The sequence below is a fragment of the Pseudomonas sp. NPDC086566 genome, assembly GCF_050280885.1.
Taxonomy (GTDB): domain Bacteria; phylum Pseudomonadota; class Gammaproteobacteria; order Pseudomonadales; family Pseudomonadaceae; genus Aquipseudomonas; species Aquipseudomonas vlassakiae.
In genome coordinates, this window is record NZ_JBNNWD010000007.1 from 377147 (window position 1) to 403874 (window position 26728).

At 64.1% G+C, this 26728-nt stretch carries 15 protein-coding genes and 6 tRNA genes; 20 read left to right on the plus strand and 1 reads right to left on the minus strand.

The features are described 5' to 3' along the window. The first annotated feature begins 60 nt into the window (after positions 1-60). The 15 genes from aruF (at position 61) to mgtE (ending at position 13566) form a co-directional block, all read left to right on the plus strand. Positions 61-1080 carry an arginine/ornithine succinyltransferase subunit alpha gene (gene aruF / locus ACQKPS_RS18745; RefSeq protein ID WP_254484139.1) on the plus strand — a complete coding sequence of 340 codons (1020 nt, stop codon included), beginning with the start codon at positions 61-63 and terminating at the stop codon, positions 1078-1080. Between the two features lie 63 nt (positions 1081-1143). Continuing rightward, on the plus strand, positions 1144-2172 hold the full coding sequence (astA, locus tag ACQKPS_RS18750; RefSeq protein ID WP_176509048.1) for an arginine N-succinyltransferase: 1029 nt from the start codon (positions 1144-1146) through the stop codon (positions 2170-2172). Beyond that, complete coding sequence (gene astD / locus ACQKPS_RS18755; RefSeq protein WP_427605307.1) at positions 2173-3636, plus strand: succinylglutamate-semialdehyde dehydrogenase; 1464 nt, start codon at positions 2173-2175, stop codon at positions 3634-3636. Positions 3637-3659: 23 nt separating this feature from the next. Beyond that, a complete protein-coding gene (astB, locus tag ACQKPS_RS18760; RefSeq protein WP_254484146.1) occupies positions 3660-5009 on the plus strand; it encodes an N-succinylarginine dihydrolase in 1350 nt (449 codons plus the stop codon). A gap of 14 nt (positions 5010-5023) precedes the next feature. Beyond that, complete coding sequence (locus ACQKPS_RS18765) at positions 5024-5314, plus strand: hypothetical protein (protein WP_054886207.1); 291 nt, start codon at positions 5024-5026, stop codon at positions 5312-5314. A 10-nt stretch (positions 5315-5324) separates the two neighbouring features. Next, on the plus strand, positions 5325-6332 hold the full coding sequence (astE, locus tag ACQKPS_RS18770; RefSeq protein WP_254485541.1) for a succinylglutamate desuccinylase: 1008 nt from the start codon (positions 5325-5327) through the stop codon (positions 6330-6332). Positions 6333-6655: 323 nt separating this feature from the next. Continuing rightward, positions 6656-9280 carry an alanine--tRNA ligase gene (gene alaS, locus ACQKPS_RS18775; protein ID WP_283723714.1) on the plus strand — a complete coding sequence of 875 codons (2625 nt, stop codon included), beginning with the start codon at positions 6656-6658 and terminating at the stop codon, positions 9278-9280. Between the two features lie 85 nt (positions 9281-9365). After that, positions 9366-10601, plus strand: a complete 1236-nt coding sequence (locus tag ACQKPS_RS18780) for an aspartate kinase (protein ID WP_099815407.1) — start codon at positions 9366-9368, stop codon at positions 10599-10601. Between the two features lie 165 nt (positions 10602-10766). Then, positions 10767-10955 carry a carbon storage regulator CsrA gene (csrA, locus tag ACQKPS_RS18785; protein WP_003254503.1) on the plus strand — a complete coding sequence of 63 codons (189 nt, stop codon included), beginning with the start codon at positions 10767-10769 and terminating at the stop codon, positions 10953-10955. 72 nt (positions 10956-11027) lie between these two features. Beyond that, positions 11028-11118 (plus strand) — tRNA-Ser (locus ACQKPS_RS18790). A 106-nt stretch (positions 11119-11224) separates the two neighbouring features. Continuing rightward, positions 11225-11301 (plus strand) — tRNA-Arg (locus ACQKPS_RS18795). Between the two features lie 72 nt (positions 11302-11373). Beyond that, a tRNA-Arg gene (locus ACQKPS_RS18800) sits at positions 11374-11450 on the plus strand. A gap of 71 nt (positions 11451-11521) precedes the next feature. After that, positions 11522-11598, plus strand: a tRNA-Arg gene (locus ACQKPS_RS18805). 70 nt (positions 11599-11668) lie between these two features. After that, a tRNA-Arg gene (locus ACQKPS_RS18810) sits at positions 11669-11745 on the plus strand. Positions 11746-12123: 378 nt separating this feature from the next. Next, the gene (mgtE, locus tag ACQKPS_RS18815; RefSeq protein WP_054886203.1) at positions 12124-13566 is read left to right on the plus strand and encodes a magnesium transporter; all 1443 of its coding nucleotides are present in this window, start codon (positions 12124-12126) and stop codon (positions 13564-13566) included. A 75-nt stretch (positions 13567-13641) separates the two neighbouring features. Here the strand turns inward: mgtE and ACQKPS_RS18820 are convergent, their stop codons facing one another. Next, positions 13642-13968, minus strand: a complete 327-nt coding sequence (locus ACQKPS_RS18820; RefSeq protein WP_003254499.1) for an Arc family DNA-binding protein — start codon at positions 13966-13968, stop codon at positions 13642-13644. A 347-nt stretch (positions 13969-14315) separates the two neighbouring features. Between ACQKPS_RS18820 and phnN the strand changes: the two genes are divergently transcribed. From phnN to ACQKPS_RS18845, 5 genes are all read left to right on the plus strand, one after another. Continuing rightward, positions 14316-14903: a phosphonate metabolism protein/1,5-bisphosphokinase (PRPP-forming) PhnN gene (gene phnN, locus ACQKPS_RS18825; protein WP_254484150.1), complete on the plus strand. Its 588-nt coding sequence runs from the start codon at positions 14316-14318 to the stop codon at positions 14901-14903. Between the two features lie 126 nt (positions 14904-15029). After that, a tRNA-Arg gene (locus tag ACQKPS_RS18830) sits at positions 15030-15104 on the plus strand. Between the two features lie 201 nt (positions 15105-15305). Next, entirely contained in the window at positions 15306-16283 is a 978-nt protein-coding gene (locus ACQKPS_RS18835) for a TauD/TfdA family dioxygenase (RefSeq protein WP_283723716.1), read from the plus strand. A gap of 168 nt (positions 16284-16451) precedes the next feature. Next, positions 16452-19847 carry an amino acid adenylation domain-containing protein gene (locus ACQKPS_RS18840; RefSeq protein ID WP_427605308.1) on the plus strand — a complete coding sequence of 1132 codons (3396 nt, stop codon included), beginning with the start codon at positions 16452-16454 and terminating at the stop codon, positions 19845-19847. A 2-nt stretch (positions 19848-19849) separates the two neighbouring features. Continuing rightward, positions 19850-26728, plus strand: a 6879-nt coding sequence (locus tag ACQKPS_RS18845) for an amino acid adenylation domain-containing protein (protein WP_427605309.1), incomplete at its 3' end; no start/stop codon positions are given.

The following is a 26728-nucleotide window of genomic DNA, read 5'->3' on the forward strand; positions in this document are numbered from 1 at the left end:
ATGCGCCCGCCGATTTTCCGTGCCGTCGTGAATGGCCCGTTTTTCCAAAGGAGTGACACCATGCTGGTGATGCGCCCCGCGCAAATGGCTGATCTGAACGAAGTGCAGCGCATGGCTGCCGACAGCCCCGTTGGTGTCACCTCGCTGCCGGACGATGCCGCCCGCCTGGGCGACAAGATTGCCGCCTCGGAAACCTCCTTCGCCGCTGAAGTCAGCTTCAACGGTGAAGAAAGCTACTTCTTCGTGCTCGAGGACAGCGAGACGGGCAAGCTTGCGGGGTGTTCGGCCATCGTCGCCTCGGCTGGCTATTCCGAGCCGTTCTACAGCTTCCGCAACGAGACCTTCGTGCATGCTTCGCGTGAACTGAAGATTCACAACAAGATCCACGTCCTCTCGTTGTGCCACGACCTGACCGGCAACAGTTTGCTGACCAGCTTCTATGTGTTGCCGGAACTGGTGAACAGTGGCTGGGCCGAGCTCAACTCCCGTGGCCGCCTGCTGTTCATGGCCTCGCACCCGGAGCGCTTCGCCGACTCGGTGGTCACCGAGATCGTCGGCTATAGCGACGAACAAGGCGAATCGCCGTTCTGGGATGCCATCGGTCGCAACTTCTTCGACCTCAACTACGCCCACGCCGAGCGCCTGTGTGGCCTCAAGAGCCGCACCTTCCTCGCCGAACTGATGCCGCATTACCCGATCTACGTGCCGCTGCTGCCCGACGACGCACAAGAAGCAATGGGCCAGGTGCACCCGCGGGCACAGATCACCTTCGACATCCTCATGCGCGAAGGTTTCGAGACCGAGCACTACATCGACATCTTCGACGGCGGCCCGACGCTGCATGCGCGTACCTCGGGGATCCGCTCGATCGCCCAGAGCCGCGTGGTGCCGGTCAAGGTGGACGACACCCCGGTAAAGGGCGGTCGTCCTTACCTGGTGTGCAACGGCCAGTTGCAGGATTACCGCGCCGTGCTGCTGGAACTGGACTGGGTGCCGGGCAAGCCGGTCAACCTGGGCAGCCAGGCGGCCGAAGCCCTGGGTGTGGGTGAAGGCGCCAGCGTGCGCCTGGTCGCCGCCTGAGCTTCGCACACGCCGGAACGTTGAGTTTCGCGGCAGGCACAGGCCGCCGCACTAGGAGATAGCATGATCGTTCGTCCTGTACGCAGCAGCGATTTACCCGCGCTGATCGAATTGGCCCGCAGCACCGGCACCACCGGGCTGACAACCCTGCCGGCCAACGAGGAGCGCCTTGGCCACCGCGTCGGCTGGGCCGAAAAGAGCTTCCGCGGCGAAGCCGAGCGTGGCGACACCGACTACCTGTTCGTGCTGGAGAACGATGAGGGCCTGGTGGTCGGCATCAGCGCCATCGCCGGCGCCGTGGGCCTGCGTGAGCCCTGGTACAACTACCGGGTCGGCCTGACGGTCAGCGCCTCCCAGGAGCTGAAGATCTACCGCGAAATCCCCACGCTGTTCCTGGCCAACGACCTGACCGGCAACTCCGAGTTGTGCTCGCTGTTCCTGCGCAGCGATTACCGCTCCGGGCTCAACGGCCGCCTGCTGTCGCGTGCGCGCATGCTGTTCATTGCCGAGTTCCCTGAACTGTTTGGCAACAAGATCATCGCTGAAATGCGCGGCATGTCCGACGAGCAAGGCCGTTCGCCCTTCTGGGAAAGCCTGGGCCGGCACTTCTTCAAGATGGAATTCAGCCAAGCCGACTACCTCACTGGCGTGGGCAACAAGTCGTTCATTGCCGAGCTGATGCCCAAGTTCCCGCTGTACACCTGCTTCCTGTCCGAAGCTGCGCGCAATGTCATCGGTCGTGTGCACACCGACACCGAACCTGCGCTGGCGATGCTCAAGCAGGAAGGCTTCAGCTACCAGGGCTACGTCGACATCTTCGACGCAGGCCCGGCCATCGAATGCGAGACGTCGAAGATCCGCGCCGTGCGCGAGAGCGAAACCCTCGTGCTGGCCGTGGGCACGCCCGGTGATGACGCGACCCCTTACATCATTCACAACCGCAAGCGCGACGACTGCCGCATCACCGCAGCCCCCGCGCGCCTCGCCGCGGGCACCCTGGTGGTCGACCCGCTGACCGCCAAGCGCCTGCGCATGGGCGCCGGCGACAATGTACGCGCCGTGCCGCTGTCGGCAAGCCGGGAGGCCCAGTAAATGACTACGCATTACATCGCAGGCCATTGGCTGGCTGGCCAGGGCGAAGCCCTGCAGTCGCTCGATCCGGTGACCCAGGCGGTTGTCTGGCAAGGGCAGGGGGCCGATGCCGGCCAGGTCGACGCAGCCGTCAAGGCGGCCCGCCAGGCATTCCCGGCCTGGGCTCAACTGAGCCTGGACGCCCGCATCGAGGTGCTGGAGAAGTTCGCCGATCAGCTGAAGCAGCATGCCGAGGCACTGGCACATTGCATTGGTGAGGAGACTGGCAAGCCACTGTGGGAATCGGCCACGGAAGTGACCAGCATGGTCAACAAGGTGGCGATTTCGGTGCAGAGCTACCGCGAGCGTACCGGCGAGAAGAGCGGCCCGCTGGCCGATGCCACCGCCGTGCTGCGGCACAAGCCCCACGGCGTGGTGGCAGTGTTCGGCCCTTACAACTTCCCTGGCCATTTGCCCAATGGCCACATCGTGCCGGCACTGCTGGCGGGCAACTGCGTGGTGTTCAAACCCAGCGAGCTGACCCCGAAGGTCGCTGAACTGACGGTCAACTGCTGGATCGCCGCTGGCCTGCCGGCCGGTGTGCTCAACCTGGTGCAGGGCGCCCGTGAAACCGGTGTGGCGCTGGCTGCCAACCCGGGTATCGATGGCCTGTTCTTCACCGGCTCCAGCCGCACCGGCAACCTGCTGCACCAGCAGTTCGCCGGCCGCCCGGAGAAGATCCTTGCCCTGGAAATGGGCGGTAACAACCCGCTGGTGGTGGATGAGGTCAAGGACCTTGATGCTGCGGTGTACACCATCATCCAGTCGGCATTCATTTCTGCCGGCCAGCGCTGCACCTGTGCGCGCCGTCTGCTGGTGCCGCAAGGTGCCTGGGGCGATGCGCTGATCGCGAGGCTGGTCGAGGTGTGCCGCAGCATCACCGTCGGCGCCTTCGACCAGCAACCGGCGCCGTTCATGGGGTCGGTGATCTCGCTGCAGGCAGCGCAGGCATTGATTGCGGCCCAGGCCGAACTGCTGGCCAAGGGCGCCGTGACGCTGCTGGCAATGACCCAGCCGCAGGCCGGCGCCGCACTGCTGACGCCTGGCATTCTCGATGTCACGGCCGTGGCCGGGCGCCCGGACGAAGAGTTCTTCGGCCCGCTGTTGCAGGTCATCCGCTACGCCGACTTCGATGCCGCCATCGACGAGGCCAACAACACCCAGTACGGCCTGGCCGCCGGCCTGCTGTCCGATTCCCGGGCGCGCTACCAGTACTTCTGGCTGCGCAGTCGCGCCGGTATCGTCAACTGGAACAAACAGCTGACCGGCGCCGCCAGCAGTGCGCCGTTCGGTGGGGTCGGTGCCAGTGGCAACCATCGCGCCAGTGCCTACTACGCAGCCGATTACTGCGCTTACCCCGTGGCTTCGCTGGAGACCGCCAGCCTTGCCCTGCCGGCGACCCTGACGCCGGGCGTCACCCTATAACAACAGGTCACGGAGCCTAGCCGATGAAATCCTATGAAGTGAATTTTGATGGCCTGGTGGGGCCAACCCACAACTACGGCGGCCTGTCCTACGGTAACGTGGCTTCGCAGAGCAACAGCCAGCAAGGGTCAAACCCGCGGGAAGCGGCACGCCAGGGCCTGGCCAAGATGAAAGCGCTGGCCGACATGGGCTTCAAGCAGGGCGTGCTGGCGCCGCAAGAGCGCCCTGACGTGGCCGCCCTGCGCCGCCTGGGCTTCAGCGGCAGCGATGCCGAGGTGATTCGGCGTGCCGCCAAGGAGGCCATGCCACTGCTGGTCGCCAGCTGCTCGGCCTCGAGCATGTGGGTGGCCAATGCCGCCACCGTCAGCCCGAGCGCCGACACCGCCGATGGTCGCGTGCACTTTACGGCTGCCAACCTCAACTGCAAGTACCACCGTAGCATCGAGCACCCGACTACCAGCCGTGTGCTGGCGGCAATGTTCAACAACGACAAGCACTTCGCCCACCACGAAGCGCTGCCCGCTGTGGCGCAATTCGGCGATGAAGGCGCGGCCAACCATACGCGCTTCTGCCGCGAATACGGTGAGGCCGGTGTGGAGTTCTTCGTCTATGGCCGCAGTGCCTTCGATAGCCGCTACCCCGCGCCGCAGAAGTATCCGGCGCGGCAAACACTGGAGGCCTCCCAGGCTGTGGCGCGGCTGCACGGCCTGAACGAGGACGGTGTGGTCTACGCTCAACAGAACCCGGCGGTGATCGACCAGGGCGTGTTTCACAACGATGTGATTTCGGTCGGTAACGGTGAAGTGCTCTTCTACCATGAGGACGCGTTCCTCGAGACCGACGCGGTGCTTGGCCAGCTGCAGGCTAAACTGGCCAGCAAGGGTGGCAACTTCCAGGCCATCCGTGTGCCGCGTGCGGCGGTGACGGTAGAAGATGCAGTGCGCTCCTACCTGTTCAACAGCCAGCTGCTCAGCCGTGACGATGGCTCGATGCTGCTGGTGGTGCCGGAAGAGTGCCGCAACAACGAGCGGGTCTGGGCCTATCTGGGGCAGTTGACCGCCCAGGGCGGTGCGGTGAAGGAGGTCAAGGTGTTCGACCTCAAGCAGAGCATGCAGAACGGCGGTGGCCCGGCTTGCCTGCGATTGCGCGTGGCATTGAAGGAATCGGAACTGGCAGCGGTCAATCCAGGCGTTATCATGACCGCCCCGCTGTACGACACCCTGCTGCAGTGGGTCGACAAGCATTACCGCGATCGCCTTGGCGAAGCCGACCTTGCCGACCCGCAGCTGCTGCTGGAGTGCCGCACCGCACTGGATGAATTGACCCAGATCCTGAAGTTGGGCTCGGTGTACCCGTTCCAACGCCAACCTTGAAGAGAGAATTTGCAATGACCGACGCCCTGCGCCTGATCCTCGAAGATGTAGACGGCACCCAGCTGGAAACCTCCTGCACCCGTTTTGCCATTGTCTGGCAAGGCAAGGAAGTGTGGGTTCAGCAGGACGGCCGTGGCCAGCTGCTGATCGGCGTGGATGTCGAGGAAGGCGATGTCGAGTACGCCAACCTGCTGCTGCGCCCGATGGCCACCAACCTGGTCAGCCTGCAGCTGGAAATGGAGCCGGCGGAAGTCGGCGAAGAGGACGATCACGTCCATGGCCCTGACTGCGGCCACCACCACTAAGGAAGCGCCTATGCTCGCCCTTGGCAAATTGCTCGAGCTGACCCTGACCGATCACGAACCGGCCGAGAAGACCCAAGTGACAACCAAGGGCGTGCGGTTGCGCTGGTTGGGGGAGGGCGCACTGGAAGTGCGTCCGCCCGAAAACGAGGATTGTGGGCTCGACCTGCTGCTGTCGGCTGGTATTCATGGTAACGAGACGGCACCGATCGAACTGCTCGAAAGGCTCCTGCATGGCGTGGCCAACGGCAAGATCAAGCCGCGTGCGCGGATTTTGTTCCTGTTTGGCAACCCGGTCGCCATCCGCAAGGGCGAGCGTTTCGTCGAGCAGGACATCAACCGGCTGTTCAACGGTCGGCACGAGCTCTCCAGTGGTTTCGAGGCGTTGCGCGCCGCCGAGCTGGAACAGTTCGCCCGGGTATTCTTCAGCAAGCCTGGGCGTACCCGCCTGCATTACGACCTGCATACCGCCATCCGTGGCTCGAAGATCGAGCAGTTCGCCCTTTACCCTTACAAGGAGGGGCGCACGCATTCCCGTCGCGAGCTGGCCCGCCTGGCTGCTGCCGGCATGGAGGCGGTGCTGTTGCAAAGCAAGTCATCCATCACCTTCAGTGCCTTCACCTACGAGCAACTGGATGCCGAGGCGTTCACCCTGGAGCTGGGCAAGGCGCGGCCGTTCGGGCAGAACGAGCACGTCAACCTCGACAAGCTCGAAGAGCGGTTGATCCATATCATCGAGGATACCGAGCCTGAAATCGACGGCTCGCTGCATGGCCTCAAGCTGTTCAGCGTCGCCCGCGAGATCATCAAGCACAGCGACAGCTTCCACCTGCACCTGCCGGCGGACATCGAGAACTTCTCCGAGCTGAGCAAAGGGTACTTGCTGGCCGAAGACCTGGCGGAGATGCGCTGGGTGGTCGAGGAGGAGGGGGCGCGGATCATTTTTCCCAATCCCAAAGTCAAGAATGGCCTGCGCGCCGGCATCCTGATCGTGCCGGATTCTGGGCAGCGACTGGGCTGAGACCTGCGTTGTCTTCTTCGCGGGCTTGCCCGCGAAGCAGCCGGCCCGGTTTCGGATCCAGGCGCTCATGAAAACCTTTTAATTCATCGCCTGTTCCATTTTCCCTTCCCTTGGGCGGTAATTGGCTTGCCAGTGGCGAAAGGCTGCAATTAGCATCCGCTCATGTCATTTTCGTTTGCAAGCGCCTTGAAAGCCGTCCAATCGACGCTTTCTATCGCATAAACACACTGCACCTTGCTTGCAGGACCGATATAATGCGGCCCTTTGCCGTCGTTTCGTCGACGTGTTTGCCCCCAAGGGCCGCCGTTTCCGTGGAAGAACCTATGAAAAGCGCAGAAATCCGTGAAGCCTTCCTCCGCTTCTTCGAAGAGCAGGGCCATACCCGAGTCGCCTCCAGTTCGCTGATCCCGAACAACGACCCGACCCTGCTGTTCACCAACGCTGGCATGAACCAGTTCAAGGACTGCTTCCTCGGTGCCGAGAAGCGTGCCTACACCCGCGCTGTCAGCAGCCAGAAGTGCGTGCGTGCCGGTGGCAAGCACAACGACCTGGAAAACGTCGGCTACACCGCGCGTCACCACACCTTCTTCGAAATGCTGGGCAACTTCAGCTTCGGCGACTATTTCAAGCGCGATGCGATCACCTTCGCCTGGACCTTCCTGACCTCAGACAAGTGGCTGAACCTGCCAAAGGAAAAGCTCTGGGTCACCGTCTACGCCTCCGACGACGAAGCCTACGACATCTGGACCAAGGAAGTCGGCGTGCCGGCCGAGCGCATGGTGCGCATCGGCGACAACAAAGGCGCCCCATACGCCTCCGACAACTTCTGGACCATGGGTGACACCGGCCCGTGCGGCCCTTGCACCGAGATCTTCTACGACCACGGCGCCGACATCTGGGGCGGCCCACCCGGCTCGCCGGAAGAAGACGGCGACCGCTACATCGAGATCTGGAACAACGTCTTCATGCAGTTCAACCGCACCGCCGACGGTGTGCTGCACCCGCTGCCAGCGCCGTCGGTGGATACCGGCATGGGCCTGGAGCGCATCAGTGCGGTCATGCAGCACGTGCATTCGAACTACGAGATCGACCTCTTCCAGAACCTGCTGTCTGCCGCGGCCAAGGCCATCGGCTGCAGCAACGACGGCCAGGCTTCGCTGAAAGTGGTTGCCGACCACATCCGTTCCTGCGGCTTCCTGATTGCCGACGGTGTACTGCCGTCCAACGAAGGCCGTGGCTACGTGCTGCGCCGCATCATTCGCCGCGCTTGCCGTCACGGCAACAAGCTGGGCGCCAAGGGCAGCTTCTTCTACCAGATCGTCGCTGCGCTGGCCGCCGAGATGGGCGAGGCCTTCCCCGAGCTCAAGAGCCAGCAGGCGCACATCGAGCGCGTGCTCAAGGCCGAGGAAGAACAGTTCGCCAAGACCCTGGAGCAGGGCCTGCGCATCCTCGAGCAGGACCTGGCCCAGCTCAAGGGCGACGTGGTCCCGGGCGACGTGGTGTTCAAGCTGTATGACACCTACGGTTTCCCGATGGACCTGACCGCCGACATCGCCCGCGAGCGCGAGCTGACCATCGACGAAGCCGGCTTCGAGCGTGAAATGGAAGCCCAGCGCGAGCGTGCCCGCTCTGCCAGCAGCTTCGGCATGGACTACAACAGCCTGGTCAAGGTCGACAGCGCCACCGAGTTCCTCGGCTATGACGCCACCGAAGGCCAGGGCAAGATCATCGCCCTGTACAAGGACGGCCAGTCTGTCGACCAGTTGGGTGAAGGCGAGCAGGGCGTCGTGGTGCTCGACCGCACCCCGTTCTATGCCGAATCCGGTGGCCAGGTCGGCGACAGCGGCTTCCTCCAGGCCGGCGCTGCACGCTTCGACGTGCGCGACACGACCAAGACCGGCGGTGCCTTCCTGCACCACGGCGTGGTCGCCAGCGGTGCGCTGGTCATCGGCTCGCCTGTCGAGGCCAAGGTCGATGCCGAGGTGCAGCACGCCACCTCGCTGAACCACTCGGCCACTCACCTGCTGCACGAAGCGCTGCGCCAGGTGCTGGGCGAGCACGTACAACAGAAGGGCTCGCTGGTCGACAGCCAGCGCCTGCGTTTCGACTTCAGCCATTTCGAGGCGGTGAAGCCGGAGCAGATCAAGGCCCTGGAAGACATCGTCAACCGTGAAGTGCGCAAGAACACCCCGGTTGAAACCGAGCTGACCGATATCGAAACCGCCAAGGCCAAGGGGGCCATGGCCCTGTTCGGCGAGAAGTACGGTGACACCGTGCGCGTGCTGAGCATGGGCGGCGATTTCTCCGTCGAGCTGTGCGGCGGCATCCACGCCAAGCGCACCGGCGATATCAGCCTGTTCAAGATCATCAGCGAAGGCGGCGTGGCCTCGGGCGTGCGCCGTATCGAAGCGGTTACCGGTGCCGCTGCGCTGGACTACCTGAACGCTGCCGAAGAGCAGGTCAAGGAAGCCGCGCAGCTGGTCAAGGGCAACCGTGACAACCTGATCGACAAGCTGTCGGCTGTGCTCGAGCGCAACCGCCAGCTGGAAAAGCAGCTCGAGCAGCTGCAGGCCAAGGCCGCCAGCGCCGCCGGGGACGATCTCTCCAATGCGGCCGTTGAGGTCAAAGGTGCCAAGGTGCTTGCCGCCCGCCTGGATGGGCAGGATGGCAAGGCACTGCTGGCGCTGGTCGATCAGCTGAAGAACAAGCTCGGCCACGCAGTGATCCTGCTGGGCAGCGAGCATGAGGGCAAGGTCGTGCTGGTGGCCGGCGTGACCAAGGACCTCTCCAGCCAACTCAAGGCTGGTGACCTGATGAAACAAGCCGCTGCGGCAGTGGGTGGCAAGGGCGGTGGCCGTCCGGACATGGCCCAGGGTGGTGGCGTCGACGTCGCTGCACTGGACCAGGCGCTGGCGCTGGCCGTGCCGTTCGCAGAGCAGGGACTTTGAGATGAAGGGGCCGACGGTCTAGTCGTCGGCTCCTTCATGTTGGATGGTTTTTTTGAGGCCCGGTACGGGCTGAGGCACCATTGAAATGGCGTTGATCGTACAGAAATTTGGCGGCACCTCTGTCGGTTCCATCGAGCGGATCGAGCAGGTTGCCGAAAAGGTCAAGAAACACCGTGAAGCGGGCGACGACCTGGTGGTTGTGCTGTCGGCCATGAGCGGTGAAACCAATCGCCTGATCGATCTGGCCAAGCAGATCACCGATCAGCCGGTTCCGCGTGAGCTGGATGTGATCGTGTCGACCGGTGAGCAGGTCACCATTGCCCTGTTGACCATGGCCTTGATCAAGCGTGGTGTGCCAGCGGTGTCCTACACCGGCAACCAGGTGCGCATCCTCACCGACAGCGCGCACAACAAGGCGCGCATCCTGCAGATCGACGACCAGAAGATCCGTGCCGACCTCAAGGAAGGCCGCGTGGTCGTGGTGGCCGGTTTCCAGGGTGTCGACGAGCACGGCAGCATCACCACCCTCGGCCGTGGTGGCTCCGACACCACCGGCGTAGCCCTGGCGGCTGCGCTGAAGGCTGACGAGTGCCAGATCTACACCGACGTCGATGGCGTCTACACCACCGACCCGCGCGTTGTGCCGCAAGCGCAGCGCCTGGAGAAGATCACCTTCGAAGAGATGCTGGAAATGGCCAGCCTCGGTTCCAAGGTGCTGCAGATCCGTTCGGTGGAGTTCGCCGGCAAGTACAACGTACCGCTGCGCGTGCTGCACAGCTTCAAGGAGGGTCCGGGTACCCTCATTACCATTGATGAAGAGGAATCCATGGAACAGCCGATCATTTCCGGTATCGCCTTCAACCGTGATGAGGCCAAGCTGACCATTCGTGGCGTGCCGGACACCCCGGGCGTTGCCTTCAAGATCCTCGGCCCGATCAGCGCTTCGAACATCGAAGTGGACATGATCGTGCAGAACGTTTCCCACGATAACACCACCGACTTCACCTTCACCGTGCACCGCAACGAGTACGAGAAGGCCTACAGCGTGCTGGAAAACACCGCGCGTGAGATCGGTGCCCGTGAAGTGATCGGCGACACCAAGATCGCCAAGGTGTCGATCGTCGGCGTTGGCATGCGCTCCCACGCGGGCGTTGCCAGCCGCATGTTCGAAGCCCTGGCCAAGGAGAGCATCAACATCCAGATGATCTCCACCTCCGAAATCAAGGTCTCGGTGGTCATCGAAGAGAAGTACCTGGAGCTGGCCGTACGTGCGCTGCACACCGCGTTCGAACTTGACGCTCCGGCCCGACAGGGCGAGTAACGCCTTGCCTGGAGGGCGCGGCTTAGCCGCGCCCTTCGCGTTTCTGGTCGCCACGCAGGCCTTGTCCTGCCGGCGGGGCGATCATCCAGGCCATGTGCGTTGTCCGCGCTCAGGCCTGACATCCCAAGACTGTAATCCCTGAATGTTTTGCGTAAGGAGAAAGCTATGTTGATTCTGACTCGTCGGTGCGCCGAGAGCCTGATCATTGGAGACGGCGAGATCACCGTGACGGTGCTCGGCGTGAAAGGCAACCAGGTGCGTATTGGTGTCAGCGCCCCTAAAGAAGTGGCCGTTCACCGCGAAGAAATCTACCTGCGGATCAAGAAAGAGAAGGACGAGGAGCCAAGCCTTTAATTTTTTTGAAGTTTTTTTCAAAAAAAGGGTTGCAAACGAGGAAGAGCCTGTTTAATATTCGCCTCGTGTTGCGGTGAGGTGGCCGAGTGGCCGAAGGCGCTCCCCTGCTAAGGGAGTATACCTCATAAGGGTATCGGGGGTTCGAATCCCCCCTTCACCGCCATTATTTGCGTAGGGCGCTGTAAACGGTAAGAACGCTAACTCGTTGAATTTAGACGAAAAAGTTCTTGCAAAAATGTTTCAGCGAACTATCATGCGCGGCAAGACACGGACTCATAGCTCAGCTGGATAGAGTACTCGGCTACGAACCGAGCGGTCGCAGGTTCGAATCCTGCTGAGTCCGCCACTTTTGAAGTGGCTTTGCATGCAGAGCTGCTTCAAATCACCAGTGGTAACCTGGTCTAAAATTACCAATCGCGGACTCATAGCTCAGCTGGATAGAGTACTCGGCTACGAACCGAGCGGTCGCAGGTTCGAATCCTGCTGAGTCCGCCACTTTTTGAAGTGGCTCTGCTTGCAAGGTCGCTTCATTCACCAGCGGTATCTGGTTTAAAACTGCCAACCACGGACTCATAGCTCAGCTGGATAGAGTACTCGGCTACGAACCGAGCGGTCGCAGGTTCGAATCCTGCTGAGTCCGCCACTTTTGAAGTGGCTCTGCTTGCAAAGTCGCTTCACTCGCCAGCGGTATCTGGTTTGAAACTGCCAACCACGGACTCATAGCTCAGCTGGATAGAGTACTCGGCTACGAACCGAGCGGTCGCAGGTTCGAATCCTGCTGAGTCCGCCATACACGACAAGAAGCCCGCTCACTTGAGCGGGCTTTTTGTTTTCTCTTTCACTGATTTGTCAGTGATGCCTGACTAGACTGCACAGTAACCAGCCCGACAGACTTTTGCACGGTGAATGTGTTTTTTTTCACGCGCATGCCGTCGCACAGGTGGCATCGAGCGTTGTCCCAGCTTTATCTCGCAAACGATTGTTCTGGCCGAAATTTTAAGCGATCTGACAGCTTAGGCAGTGTATGATTGCGCCCGTCAGCCCCGCCGGGGCTTGTGGAAAACCACCATGGACTTACCCAGTAGTTACTCCTTAACAAGTTTCTTACAGCTAGATCTGACTGATTGATTCTCCCGGCGTGCTCCGCTGCTGGGAGTGGAGTTCGCCTATGACTGAAGTAGAAGTAAAGAAAGCGCAAGAGAGCCTGCAGGATCGCCTGGCCCAGGTGGTCGAACTGCTGCAGCGCCAGCGTGTGGTGGAAGACCTGACGCATCGTCAGGAAGGTCAGCACAACGACCTGGTGGAAAACCTTGTCCACCGTCAGAATCTGGTCGACCTGCAGCGCAAGCTGGACGACCTGCACCCTGCCGACATCGCCTACATCCTCGAAGCCTTGCCCCTGCAAGACCGTCTGACGGTCTGGCAGTTGGTGCGCTCGGACCGTGACGGCGACATCCTCCTCGAAGTTTCCGACTCTGTTCGTCAATCGCTGATCGCCGACATGGACGATCACGAGATCCTGGCTGCCGCCAAGGAAATGGACGCCGACGAACTGGCCGACCTGGCGCCAGAGCTGCCGCGTGACGTGGTTCACGAGCTGATGGAAAGCCTCGATGCCCAGCAGCGCGAGCGGGTGCGTTCGGCACTGAGCTATGACGAGGAGCAGGTCGGTGCGCTGATGGACTTCGAGATGGTCACCATCCGCGAAGACGTCAGCCTGGAAGTGGTGCTGCGTTATTTGCGCCGCCTGAAAGAGCTGCCCAACCACACTGACAAGCTGTTCGTGGTCGACTATGAAGGCATTCTCAAGGGCGTGTTGCCAATCAAGCGCCTATTGGTCAACGACCCAGAGAAGAAAGTGGCGGAGGTCATGGCGACCGACCCCGTATCTTTCCATCCTGAGGAAGATGCCTACGACGCGGCTCAGGCCTTCGAACGTTATGACCTGGTTTCGGCGCCCGTGGTGGACAAGGGCGATCGTCTGATCGGCCGTCTGACCATCGACGAGATGGTTGACCTGATTCGTGAGGAGAGCGAAAGCGAAGTCCTCAACATGGCCGGTCTGCGTGAAGAGGAAGACATCTTTGCCTCGGTCTGGCGTTCGCTGCGCAACCGTTGGGCCTGGCTGGCGATCAATCTGATTACCGCCTTTGTCGCCTCACGGGTAATCGGCTTGTTCGAAGGTTCGATCGAGAAGCTGGTGGCGCTGGCTGCGCTGATGCCTATCGTTGCCGGTATTGGTGGCAACTCGGGCAACCAGACCATCACCATGATCGTCCGTGCCATGGCGCTGGACCAGGTGTCGCCGGGCAATACCAGCCGGCTGATGCGCAAGGAGTTGGCGGTGGGGCTGCTCAATGGCCTGGTCTGGGGCGGGGTAATCGGCGCGGTGGCCTTCTGGCTCTATGGCAGCTGGTCTCTGGGCGTGGTGATGACCGCCGCCATGACGCTGAACCTGTTGCTGGCGGCCTTCATGGGCGTGCTGATTCCCATGACCCTGACGCGCCTGGGGCGCGATCCGGCCATGGGCTCGAGCGTGATGATCACCGCCGTGACCGACAGTGGCGGCTTCTTCATCTTCCTGGGCCTGGCAACACTGTTCCTGCTCTGAAGCGCCTGGAGAAAAACAAGCCCAACGAAAAAAGCCAGCATACGCTGGCTTTTTCGTGTCTGCTCGCTGCCGGCCTCAGGAGGCGTCGGCGGCCATTTCCACATCGTGAGCGATGAGGGCCACCAGCGCATTCTGCTGGCGGTGCGACAGCTGGCGGAAACGTTGCAGGAGCTCGCGCTCATGCAGCGACAGCTCCGGGCTGTCCAGGCGCATGCTCAGCTCGTCGCCCAGCGCACCTTCCTGGATAAGGCTCTGCTCCAGGCGCGCGATGATCTCGGAGTTCATGCTGCGGTGATGGTTGCGCGCTACCTCGGCAATGCGCTCACGCATCCCGTCTGGCAGGCGGACGACGAACTTGTCAGCGGTGCGGCTCGAATAAATAGCCTGTTTCATTGGGCGCATATAAATTGACCGGATTTACTGGTTCAGGGGAAGCGGTTCTCAAATTGGCCGCACGGGGTGGAAGTACGACCGTGGCGACGACAAAATGTTCAACCGTCATGAATATTTGGAAGGTCATCTTGCCTCATGGTCGCCGTTTCCTTGGCGTCAATTCTGTGACAAATAGTGAGCCGGATAAAGGCTTTTTGCCAGTACCAATTATCAGAAATGAGTACTGGTTTGAAAAGTTTTACATCATCCGGCCAGTCGTACCGTCAGCCTTTTGCCGTCAAAAACCTGTAAAACGCAGCAAAGGACGCAGAAAACACCTAGAATGCGCGGGTTTCCTTCCATAGAGCATAGTGGCTATGCAACATGACGCAAGCGCCCGAGAAAGGGCCTCAGGCCGCCTGATATTCCTGATAGGACCCTCCGGTTCAGGAAAAGATTCCCTGATCGATGCGGCTCGTGCGCAATTGTCTGCCGCGGGGGTGGAAATAGCCCGTCGCGTCATTACCCGTTCCGCCGAAGCCAAGGGTGAAGCGGCCCATGGCGTCAGCGCAGAGCGGTTCGCGCGGTTGCGCGAGGAGGGCGCGTTTGCCATGCACTGGCGGGCCAATGGTCTGGATTACGGGATACCGGCCCAGGTGGACGCTTGGCTGGCGCAGGGGCGCTCGGTGCTGGTCAATGGTTCTCGGGCTTATTTGCCAGAAGCCCAGGCGCGTTACCCTGGTCTTTTGGCGGTGTGCCTGGACGTGCAGCCCGACGTGCTGCGTGAACGCTTGCTGGCCCGTGGGCGGGAGACCCCGGAGCAAGTCGACCAGCGCCTGGCGCGCAATGCGCAGTTGCAATTGGACGCTGGGCCGTCGCTGCACCACCTCGACAATTCAGGGGCGTTGGCCACGGCGGTGGCGGCCTTCCTCGATCTGTTGCGCCAGGAACAGTTGATTGGCTGAACGGCTTTCAGAAAGCCCCTACGTGCAAAAAGCCCGATTCAGGCATGACAAACGGTGGCGCGCTGGTTAACATGCTCGCCGTCCCGCTGTTGTTGCATTCAGTCAGCACATGGCTGGCGGGTTTCAGTCCCTGTAGTTTAATGGATAGAACGGGGTCCTCCTAAGACTCTGGTGCAGGTTCGATTCCTGCCGGGGACGCCATCCACGCTAAATCCCTCCCTCTGCCCCTCGTTTCCTTTGCACAAGGCCGACGTGCGCCGTAGGCGCCACCGGAGCTTGCTGTCTTTTCATCGAGGGTCGAAGGATGCTTGCCGCCACCTGTTTCAAGGCCAGCCAGGCGCTGCCTGTTGCCAAACAATTGCTGCTCAACCCGCTGCGGCCAGCTGCCGCAAGGGGGACGCCATGAGCGCCATTCTGGAACTGCTGGCCAGGCCCTTGTTGCCCGGCCAGCGCAGCCTGCCGTTGTTGGTCGAGGCGCCCCACGCTGGCCTGGACCTCAACGAGGCGCTGGAGCCAATCCGCGCGTTGGTTGATCGCCACTTGCTCGATGCCGGTGGCATCCTTTTTCGTGGTTTCGACGTGGGTGGCGCCGAGGCCTTCCGCAGCTTCGCCGGCGGCTTCGGCCACCCGCTGCTGAACTACGAGTTCGGCTCTACCCCCCGCAGTAACGTCACCCAAGGCGTGTACACCTCCACCGAGTACCCGCCGCACCAGAAAATCCCGCTGCACAACGAACAGGCCTACACCCGTGAATGGCCGATGAAGATCTGGTTCTACAGCATGATCGCCGCCGAGAGCGGCGGGGAAACGCCCATTGCCGACAGCCGCGAAGTGTTCCGCCGGATCGATCCGCGCATTCATGAACGATTCAACCGCCATGGGCTGATGTACGTGCGCAACTTCGGCAACGGCCTGGATGTACCGTGGGAGCAGGTGTTCAACAGTGACGATCCGGCAGTCGTGCAAGCCTACTGCCAACGCCATGCGATCAGCTGTGAATGGAAGGACGATGGCGAACTGCGCACGCGCCAGGTCTGCCAGGCCGTGGCCCGCCACCCGCGAACCGGTGAGGATGTGTGGTTCAACCAGGCGCACCTGTTCCATGTGTCCAACCTGCCGCCCGAGGTGCGCGAGAGCCTGCTGGAAATCGTCGACGAGGAAGACCTGCCACGTAATGTCTATTACGGTGACGGTTCACCTATCGAAGACGCGATCCTTGACGAAGTGCGGGGCGTGCTGGATGAATGCACCATCGCCTTCCCCTGGGAGGAAGGCGATGTGCTGATGCTCGACAACATGCTCGCCGCCCACGCCCGCAGCAGCTTCACCGGCAAGCGCAAGGTCATCGTGGCCATGGCCGAGGGGCACGGCGCGGGCTGATCCGCGCAGCGCTGCAGCGACCGCCGGCTCGTCTCCGGGCGTGCCGGCGCGTTGCCGCAAAAGCGGGGTTGCGGGTTTTGCACACAGCGCCTAAATGCAAGCCGGAATCATTCGTTCAACAGGTATCGCGGAGCCCAGGGCGGCTCCCATCACCGGTTCGGACGACCTATGAGCACCCTCGATCAATCCCTGAAGCTGGCGCGTCGCTTCATTGAACTGCCGCTGGAAAAACGCCGTGTCTTCTTCGCCGCCCTGCGCGACGAGCAAGTCGATTTCACTCAATACCCCATCCCCGACTGCAGCGGCATAGCCGGTCGCGACCAGCTTTCCTATGCCCAGCAGCGCATGTGGTTCCTCTGGCAGCTGGAACCCGGCAGCGCTGCCTACAACCTGCCAGGGGCCGTGCGCCTGCTAGGCTGCCTCGACCGCCAGGCGCTGGACCTGGCCTTTGCCGATCTGGTGCAGCGCCACGAGTGCCTGCGCACCACCTTCGAGGAAGTCGACGGCCAGGCCTTGCAGCGTGTCGCTGAGGGTGTGCAGGTGCAGGTTCGCCATGTCGACCTGTCCGCCCTGGATGCCGAACAGCGCCTGCGGCGGACCCGTGAGGAAGTCACCCGTGAAGCCGGCCTGCCGTTCGACCTGCAACAAGGCCCGTTGCTGCGGGCCGCGCTGCTGCAACTGGCTGCGGATGAACATGTGCTGCTGTTGACCCTGCATCACATCATTGCTGACGGTTGGTCGATGAACATCCTCATCGACGAGTTCATGCGCTGCCTGGACGCCCGCAGCGCCGGAGACCAAGCCCAATTACCGGCGCTGGCCGTGCACTACCGTGACTACGCCCTGTGGCAGCGCAGCTGGATGGAAGCCGGGGAGCAGGCCCGTCAGCTCGACTACTGGCGAGCTCAGCTGGGGGAGGAGCATGAGCCTCTGGAGCTGCCCACCGACCGGCCACGCCCGGCACAGCCGAGCCATGCCGGTGCGCGCCTGGAGTTCGCCATCGACGCCGGGCTGCGCAGCGGCCTGAAGGCGCTGGCCCAGCGCCAGGGCACGACCTTGTTCGTGGTGCTGCTGGCAGCCTTCAAGACCCTGTTGTACCGCTACAGCGGGCAGGGTGATATCCGCGTCGGCGGCCTGATCGCCAACCGCAACCGCGCTGAGGTCGAGGGGCTGATCGGCTTCTTCGTCAATACCCAGGTGCTGCGCAGTCAGCTGGATGGGCGCCAGACCTTCGAGCAGCTACTGGCTGCGCTGCATCAGACCGCCCTTGGCGCCCAGGCCCACCAGGAGCTGCCATTCGATGCGCTGCTCGAGGCGCTGCAGCCCAACCGCAGCCAGAGCCACAACGCGCTGTTCCAGGTGATGTACAACCACCAGCCGCTGGTCACCGACATCCAGGGCATGCGCCTGGGTTGCGGCTTGCAACTGGCGCATCTGGATGCCGAGCAGAGCGTGGCCGGCGCCCGCAGCCATGCCGCGGCCAGCGACCTGATGCTGGAAACCCGTGAGGAAGGCGAGCGCTTGATGGCCGCTTTCACTTACGCCATCGACCTGTTCGATGCTGCTACCGTCGCGCGCATGGCCGACCACTGGCGCAATCTGTTGCGCAGTGTGCTGGCCGACCCGAAATGCCGGATCGGCCAGTTGCCATTGCTGGATGCTGCAGAGGCGCGCCAGTTGCAGGGCTGGGCACTGCGAGCACCTGCATCTCAGGCGGCGGCGCTGGCCCACCAGCGCTTCCAGGCCCAGGCAGCGCGTACGCCCGAGGCCGTCGCGCTGGTGCTGGCTGGCGAAGGGCAGGGCGCCAGCCTGAGCTATGCCGAGCTGGAGCGTCGCAGCAACCGCCTGGCCCAGAGCCTGGTGCAGGCGGGTGTCGGCCCTGAGGTGCTGGTCGGTGTTGCGCTTGAACGCTCGCTGGACATGGGGGTGGCCCTACTGGCGGTGCTCAAGGCCGGCGGTGCCTATGTGCCGCTGGACCCGCAAGCACCCAGCGAACGCATCGCCCAGGTGTTCGCCGACAGCGGCCTGCGTCTGCTGTTGACCCAATCGAACCTGCTTAGCCAACTGCCTGAAGCCGACGGTATCGAGGTCCTGTGCCTGGACCACGCGCAAGGTGAGCAACCTGAGCATGCACCGCAGGTAGCACTGCAGCCCGGCAACCTGGCATACGTGATCTACACCTCCGGCTCCACCGGCCGTCCCAAGGGCGTCGCCATCAGCCACGGCGCGCTGGCCGAGTTCTGCGAACTGGCCAGCGACTATTCGCGCCTGACCGCCGATGATCGCGTGCTGCAGTTCGCCACCTGCAGCTTCGACGGCTTCGTCGAGCAGTTCTACCCACCGCTGTGCGTCGGTGCCCGTGTGGTGCTGCGCGACAGCCGCCTGTGGGACAGCGCCAGCTTCCTGCAGGCACTGGAACAGCACGGGATCACCGTCGCCGACCTGCCGGCTGCCTACTGGCACATGCTGGTGCAGGACTACGCGCGCGACACGCCACAGGCGTTTGCCGCACTGCGCCAGGTGCATGTCGGCGGCGAAGCCATGGCAGTGGACGGCCTCGACCTGTGGCGCCGCGCCGGCCTGGCCGGCGTGCGCCTGCTCAACACCTATGGCCCGACCGAGGCCACGGTGGTGTCCAGCATCCACGACTGCACGGCGCTGGCCTCGCAGGATGTGTCCTGGCGCGGTATTCCCATCGGCGAGGGGCTGGCCGGCCGGCGCCTGTGCATCCTCGACGGCGAGATGCAGCCCGTACCGGCTGGCGCCATTGGCGAGCTGTACATCGGTGGCCCGGGCCTTGCGCGCGGTTACCACGGCCAGCCCGCACTCAGCGCCGAACGCTTCCTGCCCGACCCCGAGGTGCCCGGCGCGCGCTTGTACCGCACGGGTGACCGTGCCCGTTTCGACGCCAATGGCGCCATCGAGTACATCGGCCGGGTCGATCATCAGGTGAAGGTGCGCGGCTTCCGTATCGAACTCGGCGAAATCGAGATGCGCCTGCAGCAATGCCCCGGCGTGCGCGAAGCGGCGGTGCTGGCCCTGGACATGGCCGGTGGACGGCAGCTGGTGGCCTATGTGGTCATTGCTACCGACGGCGGTGCTGCCGGGGCGCAGCGCCAGACGATCCGCGAGGCCCTGCGCGCGACGTTGCCGGACTACATGGTCCCCTCGCACCTGGTGCTGCTGGACCGCCTGCCGCTGACCGCCAGCGGCAAACTCGACCGTAAAGCCTTGCCCGCGCCTGACCCGAGCCAGCTGCAGGCCGGCTTCCGTGCGCCAGTCAGCGAGCCGCAGCAACGCCTGGCGGCAATCTGGATGGAAGTCTTGCAGGTGCCCCGCGTCGGCCTCGACGACAGCTTCTTCGACCTGGGCGGGCATTCGCTGCTGGCAGCCCAGGTCATTGCCCGGATCAAGTCCGAACTGGGCGTCGCGCTGCCCATGCGCAGCCTGTTCGAACGCCCGCACCTGGCCGCCCTGGCTGAAGAACTGGAGGCCCTGGGCGGTACCGCCGACGAGGACTGGGCCGACATGGAAGCGTTCATGAATTCACTGGAGGAGGTTTGAGCATGTCCCGCAACACGACGCTGCGTATCGCCGAGAAGTTCATCGGGTTGCCGCTCGAACAACGCCGTCAGTTCCTCGCCAGGCTGCGCCAGGAGGGCAAGGACTTCGGCCTGCTGCCGATCCCGGTCAGCCGCCATGGCCTTGAGGCCATCCCGCTGTCCTACGCCCAGCAGCGCCTGCTGTTCCTTTGGCAACTGGACCCGCAGAGCGCGGCCTATAACATGGCCGCCGGCCTGCGCCTGCGCGGTAAGTTGGACCGTGGCCGTCTGCAAGGCGCCTTCGACGCCCTGATCGAGCGCCACGAAGCGCTGCGCACCGTATTCCTGGTCGATGGCGAGCAGCCGCTGCAACGGCTGCTGGCGGCCGAGCCCCTTGCCTTGCGACATGTCGACCTTGGCACCGCCGACGAGGCTGAGCTGGCCCGACAGGTAGATGACGAAGTCAGTCGCCCGTTCGACCTGCTCAACGGCCCACTGCTGCGCGCCAGCCTGTTCGGCCTGGGCCAGGACGAATACGTGCTGGTGGTGTGCATGCACCACATCGTCTGCGACGGTTGGTCGATGGACGTGATGGTCCGCGAGTTCGTCCAGTGCTACCAGGCCGGCGCCCAGAGCCTGCCAGCGCTGCCGTTGCAGTATGCCGACTATGCCGTGTGGCAGCGCCGCTGGCTGGAAGCCGGCGAGGGCGAGCGGCAATTGCAGCACTGGCGCGAGCAGCTGGGTGATGACCATCCTTTGCTCGACGTGGCAGCCGATTTCCCGCGCCCGCCGGTGCAGAGCCTGCAAGGCGAGACCCTCAAGTTCGATTTCGGCGGGCCGCTGTCGCAGCGCCTGCGCGACGCAGCCCGGGCGCAGGGCGTGACGCTGTTCATGCTGATGCTGACCGGTTACGCCGTGTTCCTCTCGCGCCATTCCGGCCAGTGTGACATCCGCATCGGCGTGCCCAACGCCAACCGCGGGCGCGAAGAGGTGGAGGGGTTGATCGGCTTCTTCGTCAACACTCAGGTGCTGCGCTGCGTGGTCGACGAGCGCCTGTCGCTGAGTGAACTGCTGGTGCAGGTGCGCGAAGCGACCTTTGCCGCACAGGCCAATCAGGAACTGCCCTTCGAGCAACTGGTGGAGGTGCTCGCGCCCGAGCGTAGCCTTGGCCATAACCCGTTGTTCCAGGCCAAGTTCAACCAGAACGTTGGCGTGCAGAAGCAGATCGCCATGCAGCTGCCGGGGCTGGCCGTCAGCGAGTATCCGCTGCGCAAGGAGGGCACCCACTTCGATCTCGCCCTGGACATCACCGACGACGGCAGCCTGGTGCACGGCGAGATGACCTACGCCAGCGATCTTTACCAGCGCGCTAGCATAGAAGGGTTCATCGTTGCCCTGCGCGAGCTGTTCGAGACGCTGCTGGATGCGCCCGATACGCCGCTGCATGCCCTGGTGAGGGCGCCTGCCGCAGCGGTTGTCAGCCAGCGTACGCAACCGGCCCTGGTCTTGCAGCGTTGGGACGAGCAGGTCCGTCGCCAGCCTGACGGCATTGCGCTGGCTTGTGCCGGGCAGCGCCTCAGCCATGCCGAGTTGGACCACCAGGCCAATCGCCTGGCCCACCACCTGCGCGGCCTGGGCATCACTGCGGGGCAGCCGGTCGCGGTGCTGATGGAGCGCTCGCTGGACTGGCTGGTGTGCCTGTTGGGCATTCTCAAGGCAGGTGGCGTGTACATGCCGCTGGACACCAAGGCGCCAACCGAGCGCCTCCAAGGCATGCTGCAGCGCAGCGGCGCGCAGGTGCTGCTGTGCGATGCGGCTGAGCCGCGCCAGCAGGCACTGGAATCGTCTGGTTGCCAAGTGCAACCCTATGTTGCGGAGCACTGGGCCGCCTTGCCGGGCAATGCGCCACACATCCCGATTCTGCCGGGCGCACCGGCCTACGTGATCCACACCTCCGGCTCCACCGGCCAACCGAAGGGGGTGGTGGTCAGCCATGGCGCGCTGGCCAGCTATGTCGATGGCCTGCTGCACCGCCTGGATCTGGCTGCGGGCGCGAGCATGGCGCTGGTCTCCACCATCGCCGCCGACCTTGGCCACACCGTGTTGTTCGGCGCGCTGTGCTCCGGGCGCACGCTGCACGTGTTGCCAGAGACGCTGGGCTTCGACCCGGATGCCTTCGCCGCCTACATGGCCGAACAGCGCATCGGTGTGCTGAAGATCGTTCCCAGCCACCTCAGCGGCCTGCTGCAGGCGGCCAATGCCGCCGACGTGCTGCCCGAACACGCACTGATCGTTGGTGGCGAAGCCTGCTCACCCGAGTTGTACCAGAAAGTGCGCGAGCTCAAGCCTGGCTGCCGCTTCATCAACCACTATGGCCCCAGCGAAACCACGGTCGGTGTGCTGACCCATGAGCTGCAAGGTGCAGTGACCCAGGCGGTGCCGTTGGGCACTGTGCTGCCCGGGGCCAGCGTGCGGGTGCTGGACGCTGTGCTCAACGGGGTGCCGGCGCGGGTCGCTGGCGAGCTGTACATTGGCGGCGACAGCCTGGCGCAAGGTTATCTTGGCCAGGCGGCACTCACCGCCGAGCGTTTCGTGCCCGACCCGTTCGGCGCGCCGGGCACGCGCCTGTACCGCAGCGGTGACCGCGTGCGTCGCGACAGCGCGGGCTTGCTGCACTTCCTCGGGCGGGCCGACGACCAGGTGAAGATTCGTGGTTACCGTGTCGAGCCAGGGGAAGTCGGCCGCGTACTGCGTGGCCTGGCCGGGGTGCATGACGCGGTGGTGCTGGCCGTGCCGCAAGGGGATGACGCGGCGCAGCTGCAACTGGTCGGCTGGTGCGTGCCGGGCAACCCTGCGCCGAGCGTCGAGGCCCTGCGCGAGCAACTGCAGGCGCTGCTGCCGGACTACCTGGTACCTGCCCACCTGCTGCTGCTGGATCGCCTGCCACTGACCGCCAATGGCAAGCTGGACCGCCGCGCGCTGCCGCAGCCGCAGGTGCACCTCAAGCGCCATGTCGCCGCCAGCACGCCGCTGGAGGAGCAGCTGCTGGCGATCTGGCAAGCGGTGCTCAAGCGTGAAGACATCGGCGTCGAGGACAATTTCTTCGAGCTCGGGGGCGATTCCATCCTCAGCCTGCAGATCATCGCCCGGGCCAAGCGCCAGGGCATCAGGCTGAGCCCGCGCCAGTTGTTCGAGAAGCAGACCATCGCCCAGCTGGCCCAGGTCGCCAAGGTGATCACAGCAGCGGCCAAGCCTGCCGCTGTCGCGCAGGTCAGTGGTGGCATGCCGCTGCTGCCGGTGCAGGCGCGCTTCTTCGAGCTGGGCCTGGATCAGCCTGGGCATTACAACCAGGCGGTCATGCTGCAGCCACGCCAGGCGCTGACGGCGAACATCGTCGAACAGGCCCTGGCGTTGCTGGTCAACCAGCACGACGCACTGCGCCTGGCCTTCAACAAGGTGGACGGCAGCTGGCATGCCGAGCACCGCAACGGCGTGCCTGGTGGGCTGCTCTGGCACCGCCAGGCGGCCGATGCCGCGCAACTGCTGGCCATCGCCGAAGAGGCGCAGGGCAGTCTCGATCTCGCCCAGGGGCCGCTGCTGCGCGCAGTGCTGTGCGACCTCGCCGAAGGCGGGCAGCGCCTGCTGCTGGTGATTCATCACCTGGTGGTCGACGGTGTGTCCTGGCGGGTGCTGCTGGACGACCTTGAGCAGGCTTGCCAAGCCCGGCTGGCCGGGCGCACGCCCACGTTGGCGGAAAAGGGCACGGCGTTCAAGGACTGGGCCGAACGCCTGGTGGGCTGGGCCGCGGAGCCTGCCCGCGAGGCTGAACTGGCCTACTGGCAAGCGACCCTTGCCGGGCTGACCGGTGACCTGCCGGCGGCACGCCGCGACGCCGGGTTGCAGGTGCGCCACGCACGCACCGTGCGCTGCCGCCTGGACGCCGACACCACGCAAAACCTGCTGCAGCAGGCACCCGCGGCCTATCGCACGCAGGTCAACGACCTGCTGCTGACCGCCCTGGCGCGGGTGCTTTGCCGCTGGACCGGGCAGGGCAGTGCACTGGTCCAGCTGGAAGGCCACGGCCGCGAAGACCTGTTCGACGGTGTGGACCTGAGCCGCACGGTGGGTTGGTTCACCAGCCTGTTCCCGGTGGCGCTGACGCCGGCCGATGACCTGGGGGGCTCGCTCAAGGCCATCAAGGAGCAGTTGCGTGGCGTGCCCATGCGCGGCATCGGCCATGGCGCGCTGCGTTACCTCGGCAGCCCGGCGCAGCAGATGGCGTTGCAGGCGCTGCCGCAAGCGCGGGTAACGTTCAACTATCTCGGCCAGTTCGACCAGGGCTTTGCCGAGGACCGCTTGTTCGCACCCGCCCTGGAAACTGTGGGCGCCACCCAGGCCGCCGATGCGCCGCTGGGCAACTGGCTGAGCATCAACGGCCAGGTGCTGGGGGGCGAACTGGAGCTGGGCTTCACCTTCAGCCACGCGATGTTCGACGAGCCGGTGATCGCTGGCCTGGCTGATGACTACGCCCATGAGCTGGCCGCGCTGGTCGCCCATTGCCTCGACGACCAGGCCGGCGGTGCCACCCCGGCCGACTTCCCGCTGGCGGGCCTGACCCAGGCCCGGCTGGATGCGCTGCCGGTCGACCTGCGCCAGGTCGAGAACATCTACCCGTTGGCACCGATGCAGGAAGGCATGCTGTTCCACAGCCTGTACGACGGCCAGGCCAGCAGCTACGTCAACCGCCTGCGCCTGGACCTCGACGACCTCGACCCGCAACGTTTCATCCAGGCCTGGCAGCAGGTGCTGGACCAGCATGAAGCGCTGCGTGCCGGGTTTGTCTGGGAGCAGGGTCTGGAGGCGCCGCGCCAGGTGGTGCTGCGACAGGTCCAGCTGCCGGTGGAACGCTTCGACTGGGCAGGCGAGGCCGATATCGACGCACGCCTCGAAGCACTGGCGCAGGCCGAGCAGGCCCGCGTCTTCGACCTCGGCCAGGCGCCGCTGTTGCGCCTGGTGCTGGTGCGCACCGGGCCGCAGCGCCATCACCTGATCTACACCAGCCACCACATTCTCATGGACGGCTGGAGCAATTCGTTGCTGTTCGCGGCTGTGATGCAGGCCTATTCGGGGCAGCCTGCCGCGCCGGCGCCGGCCACCCGCAGCGACTACCTCGGCTGGTTGCAGCAGCAGGATCGCGCGGGTGCCGATGCGTTCTGGAAAGCCCAACTGCTCGACCTCGACGGCCCGACACTGCTCGGCGCTGTACGCGATGCCAGCAAGTCCGGGCAGGGTGCGGTGGTGCTGGAGCTGGGTGAGGCATTGAGCCAGGCCCTGAAGCAGTTTGCGCAGGCCCAGCAAGTCACCCTCAACAGCGTGCTGCAAGCCGCCTGGGCGTTGCTGTTGCAGCGCCGCACCGGTCAGCGTCGGCCCTGCTTCGGTGCCACCGTTTCCGGGCGCCCGGCGGAGCTGCCGGGCATCGAGCAGCAACTGGGCCTGTTCATCAATACCCTGCCAGTGGCCGCCGAGCCGCAAGGGCAGATGGCGGTCGCCGACTGGGTGCGTGAAGTGCAGGCACTCAACCTGCGCCTGCGCGAGTATGAATACCTGCCGCTGTATGCCATCCAGGCAGCGGCCGGGCGCCCTGGCGAGGCGCTGTTCGACAGCCTGCTGGTGTTCGAGAACTATCCGCTGGCCCAGAGCCTCTCGGAAAGCAGTGCCGGGTTGCGCTTGTCCGGCCTGGATTATCAGGAGTACAGCGGCTACCCCCTGACCCTGATTGCCGAAGCCCGTGATCAGATGCAGCTGACCTTCGCCTACCAGCGCCAGGTCTTCGGCCCTGCGCAGGTGCAGCAGATTGCAGCCGAGCTGCGACATCTGCTGCAAGGCTTCGCCAGCGCGCCGCAAGCCTTGCTGGGCAGCTTCGGGCTGGTCGACGCAGCGGCTCATTCGCAAATCGTGACGGGCTGGAATGCCACGGCGCGTGAGTATCCAGGCAAGCCGTATGTGCATCAGCTGTTCGAACAGCAAGTGGCCCTTCAGCCGCAGGCGCCGGCACTGACCTTCGCCGAACGCACCCTGAGCTACGCCGAACTCAATGCCGAGGCCAACCGCCTGGCGCAGTATCTGCGCGGCATGGGCGTCGGCCCGGACGTGCTGGTGGGCATCGCCGCCGAGCGTTCGGTGGAAATGGTCGTCGGCCTGCTGGCGATCCTCAAGGCCGGTGGCGCCTATGTGCCGCTCGACCCGGAGTACCCGCAAGAGCGCCTGGCCTATATGTTCGAGGACAGCGGCATCGCCTTGCTGCTGACCCAGTCGCACTTGCGTGATGGCCTGCCGATCCCGGCAGGGCTGGCCGTGCTCGATCTGGACCGGGCTGAAGCCTGGAACGCTCTGGCAGCACACAACCCGGACGTGCTGCTGCACCCGGAGAACCTCGCCTACGTCATCTACACCTCCGGCTCCACGGGCAAACCGAAGGGCGCCGGCAACCGCCACGTGGCGCTTCACAACCGCCTGGCCTGGATGCAGGAGGCTTACCCACTCAGTGCCGATGACAGCGTGCTGCAAAAGACACCGTTCAGCTTCGACGTCTCGGTGTGGGAATTCTTCTGGCCCTTGATGGAAGGCGCACGCCTGGTCATGGCGCTGCCGGGGGACCACCGCGACCCGGCGCGCCTGGCCGAGCTGATCAGCCGCGAGCAGATCAGCACGCTGCACTTCGTGCCGTCGATGCTGCAGGCCTTCGTCGGTGATGAAAACGCCGCTCGCTGCACCTCGCTGCAACGGATCATCTGCTCCGGCGAAGCATTGCCGGTAGAGCTGCAACGCCAGACCCTGGCGCTGCTGCCGCAGAGTGGCCTGTACAACCTCTATGGCCCGACCGAAGCGGCCATCGACGTCACC

Coding starts and splice junctions, on each gene's coding strand:
- aruF (WP_254484139.1), top strand. CDS start 61: ATGCTGGTGATGCGCCCCGCGCAAATGGCTGATCTGAACGAAGTGCAG.
- astA (WP_176509048.1), top strand. CDS start 1,144: ATGATCGTTCGTCCTGTACGCAGCAGCGATTTACCCGCGCTGATCGAA.
- astD (WP_427605307.1), top strand. CDS start 2,173: ATGACTACGCATTACATCGCAGGCCATTGGCTGGCTGGCCAGGGCGAA.
- astB (WP_254484146.1), top strand. CDS start 3,660: ATGAAATCCTATGAAGTGAATTTTGATGGCCTGGTGGGGCCAACCCAC.
- ACQKPS_RS18765 (WP_054886207.1), top strand. CDS start 5,024: ATGACCGACGCCCTGCGCCTGATCCTCGAAGATGTAGACGGCACCCAG.
- astE (WP_254485541.1), top strand. CDS start 5,325: ATGCTCGCCCTTGGCAAATTGCTCGAGCTGACCCTGACCGATCACGAA.
- alaS (WP_283723714.1), top strand. CDS start 6,656: ATGAAAAGCGCAGAAATCCGTGAAGCCTTCCTCCGCTTCTTCGAAGAG.
- ACQKPS_RS18780 (WP_099815407.1), top strand. CDS start 9,366: ATGGCGTTGATCGTACAGAAATTTGGCGGCACCTCTGTCGGTTCCATC.
- csrA (WP_003254503.1), top strand. CDS start 10,767: ATGTTGATTCTGACTCGTCGGTGCGCCGAGAGCCTGATCATTGGAGAC.
- mgtE (WP_054886203.1), top strand. CDS start 12,124: ATGACTGAAGTAGAAGTAAAGAAAGCGCAAGAGAGCCTGCAGGATCGC.
- ACQKPS_RS18820 (WP_003254499.1), bottom strand. CDS start 13,968: ATGCGCCCAATGAAACAGGCTATTTATTCGAGCCGCACCGCTGACAAG.
- phnN (WP_254484150.1), top strand. CDS start 14,316: ATGCAACATGACGCAAGCGCCCGAGAAAGGGCCTCAGGCCGCCTGATA.
- ACQKPS_RS18835 (WP_283723716.1), top strand. CDS start 15,306: ATGAGCGCCATTCTGGAACTGCTGGCCAGGCCCTTGTTGCCCGGCCAG.
- ACQKPS_RS18840 (WP_427605308.1), top strand. CDS start 16,452: ATGAGCACCCTCGATCAATCCCTGAAGCTGGCGCGTCGCTTCATTGAA.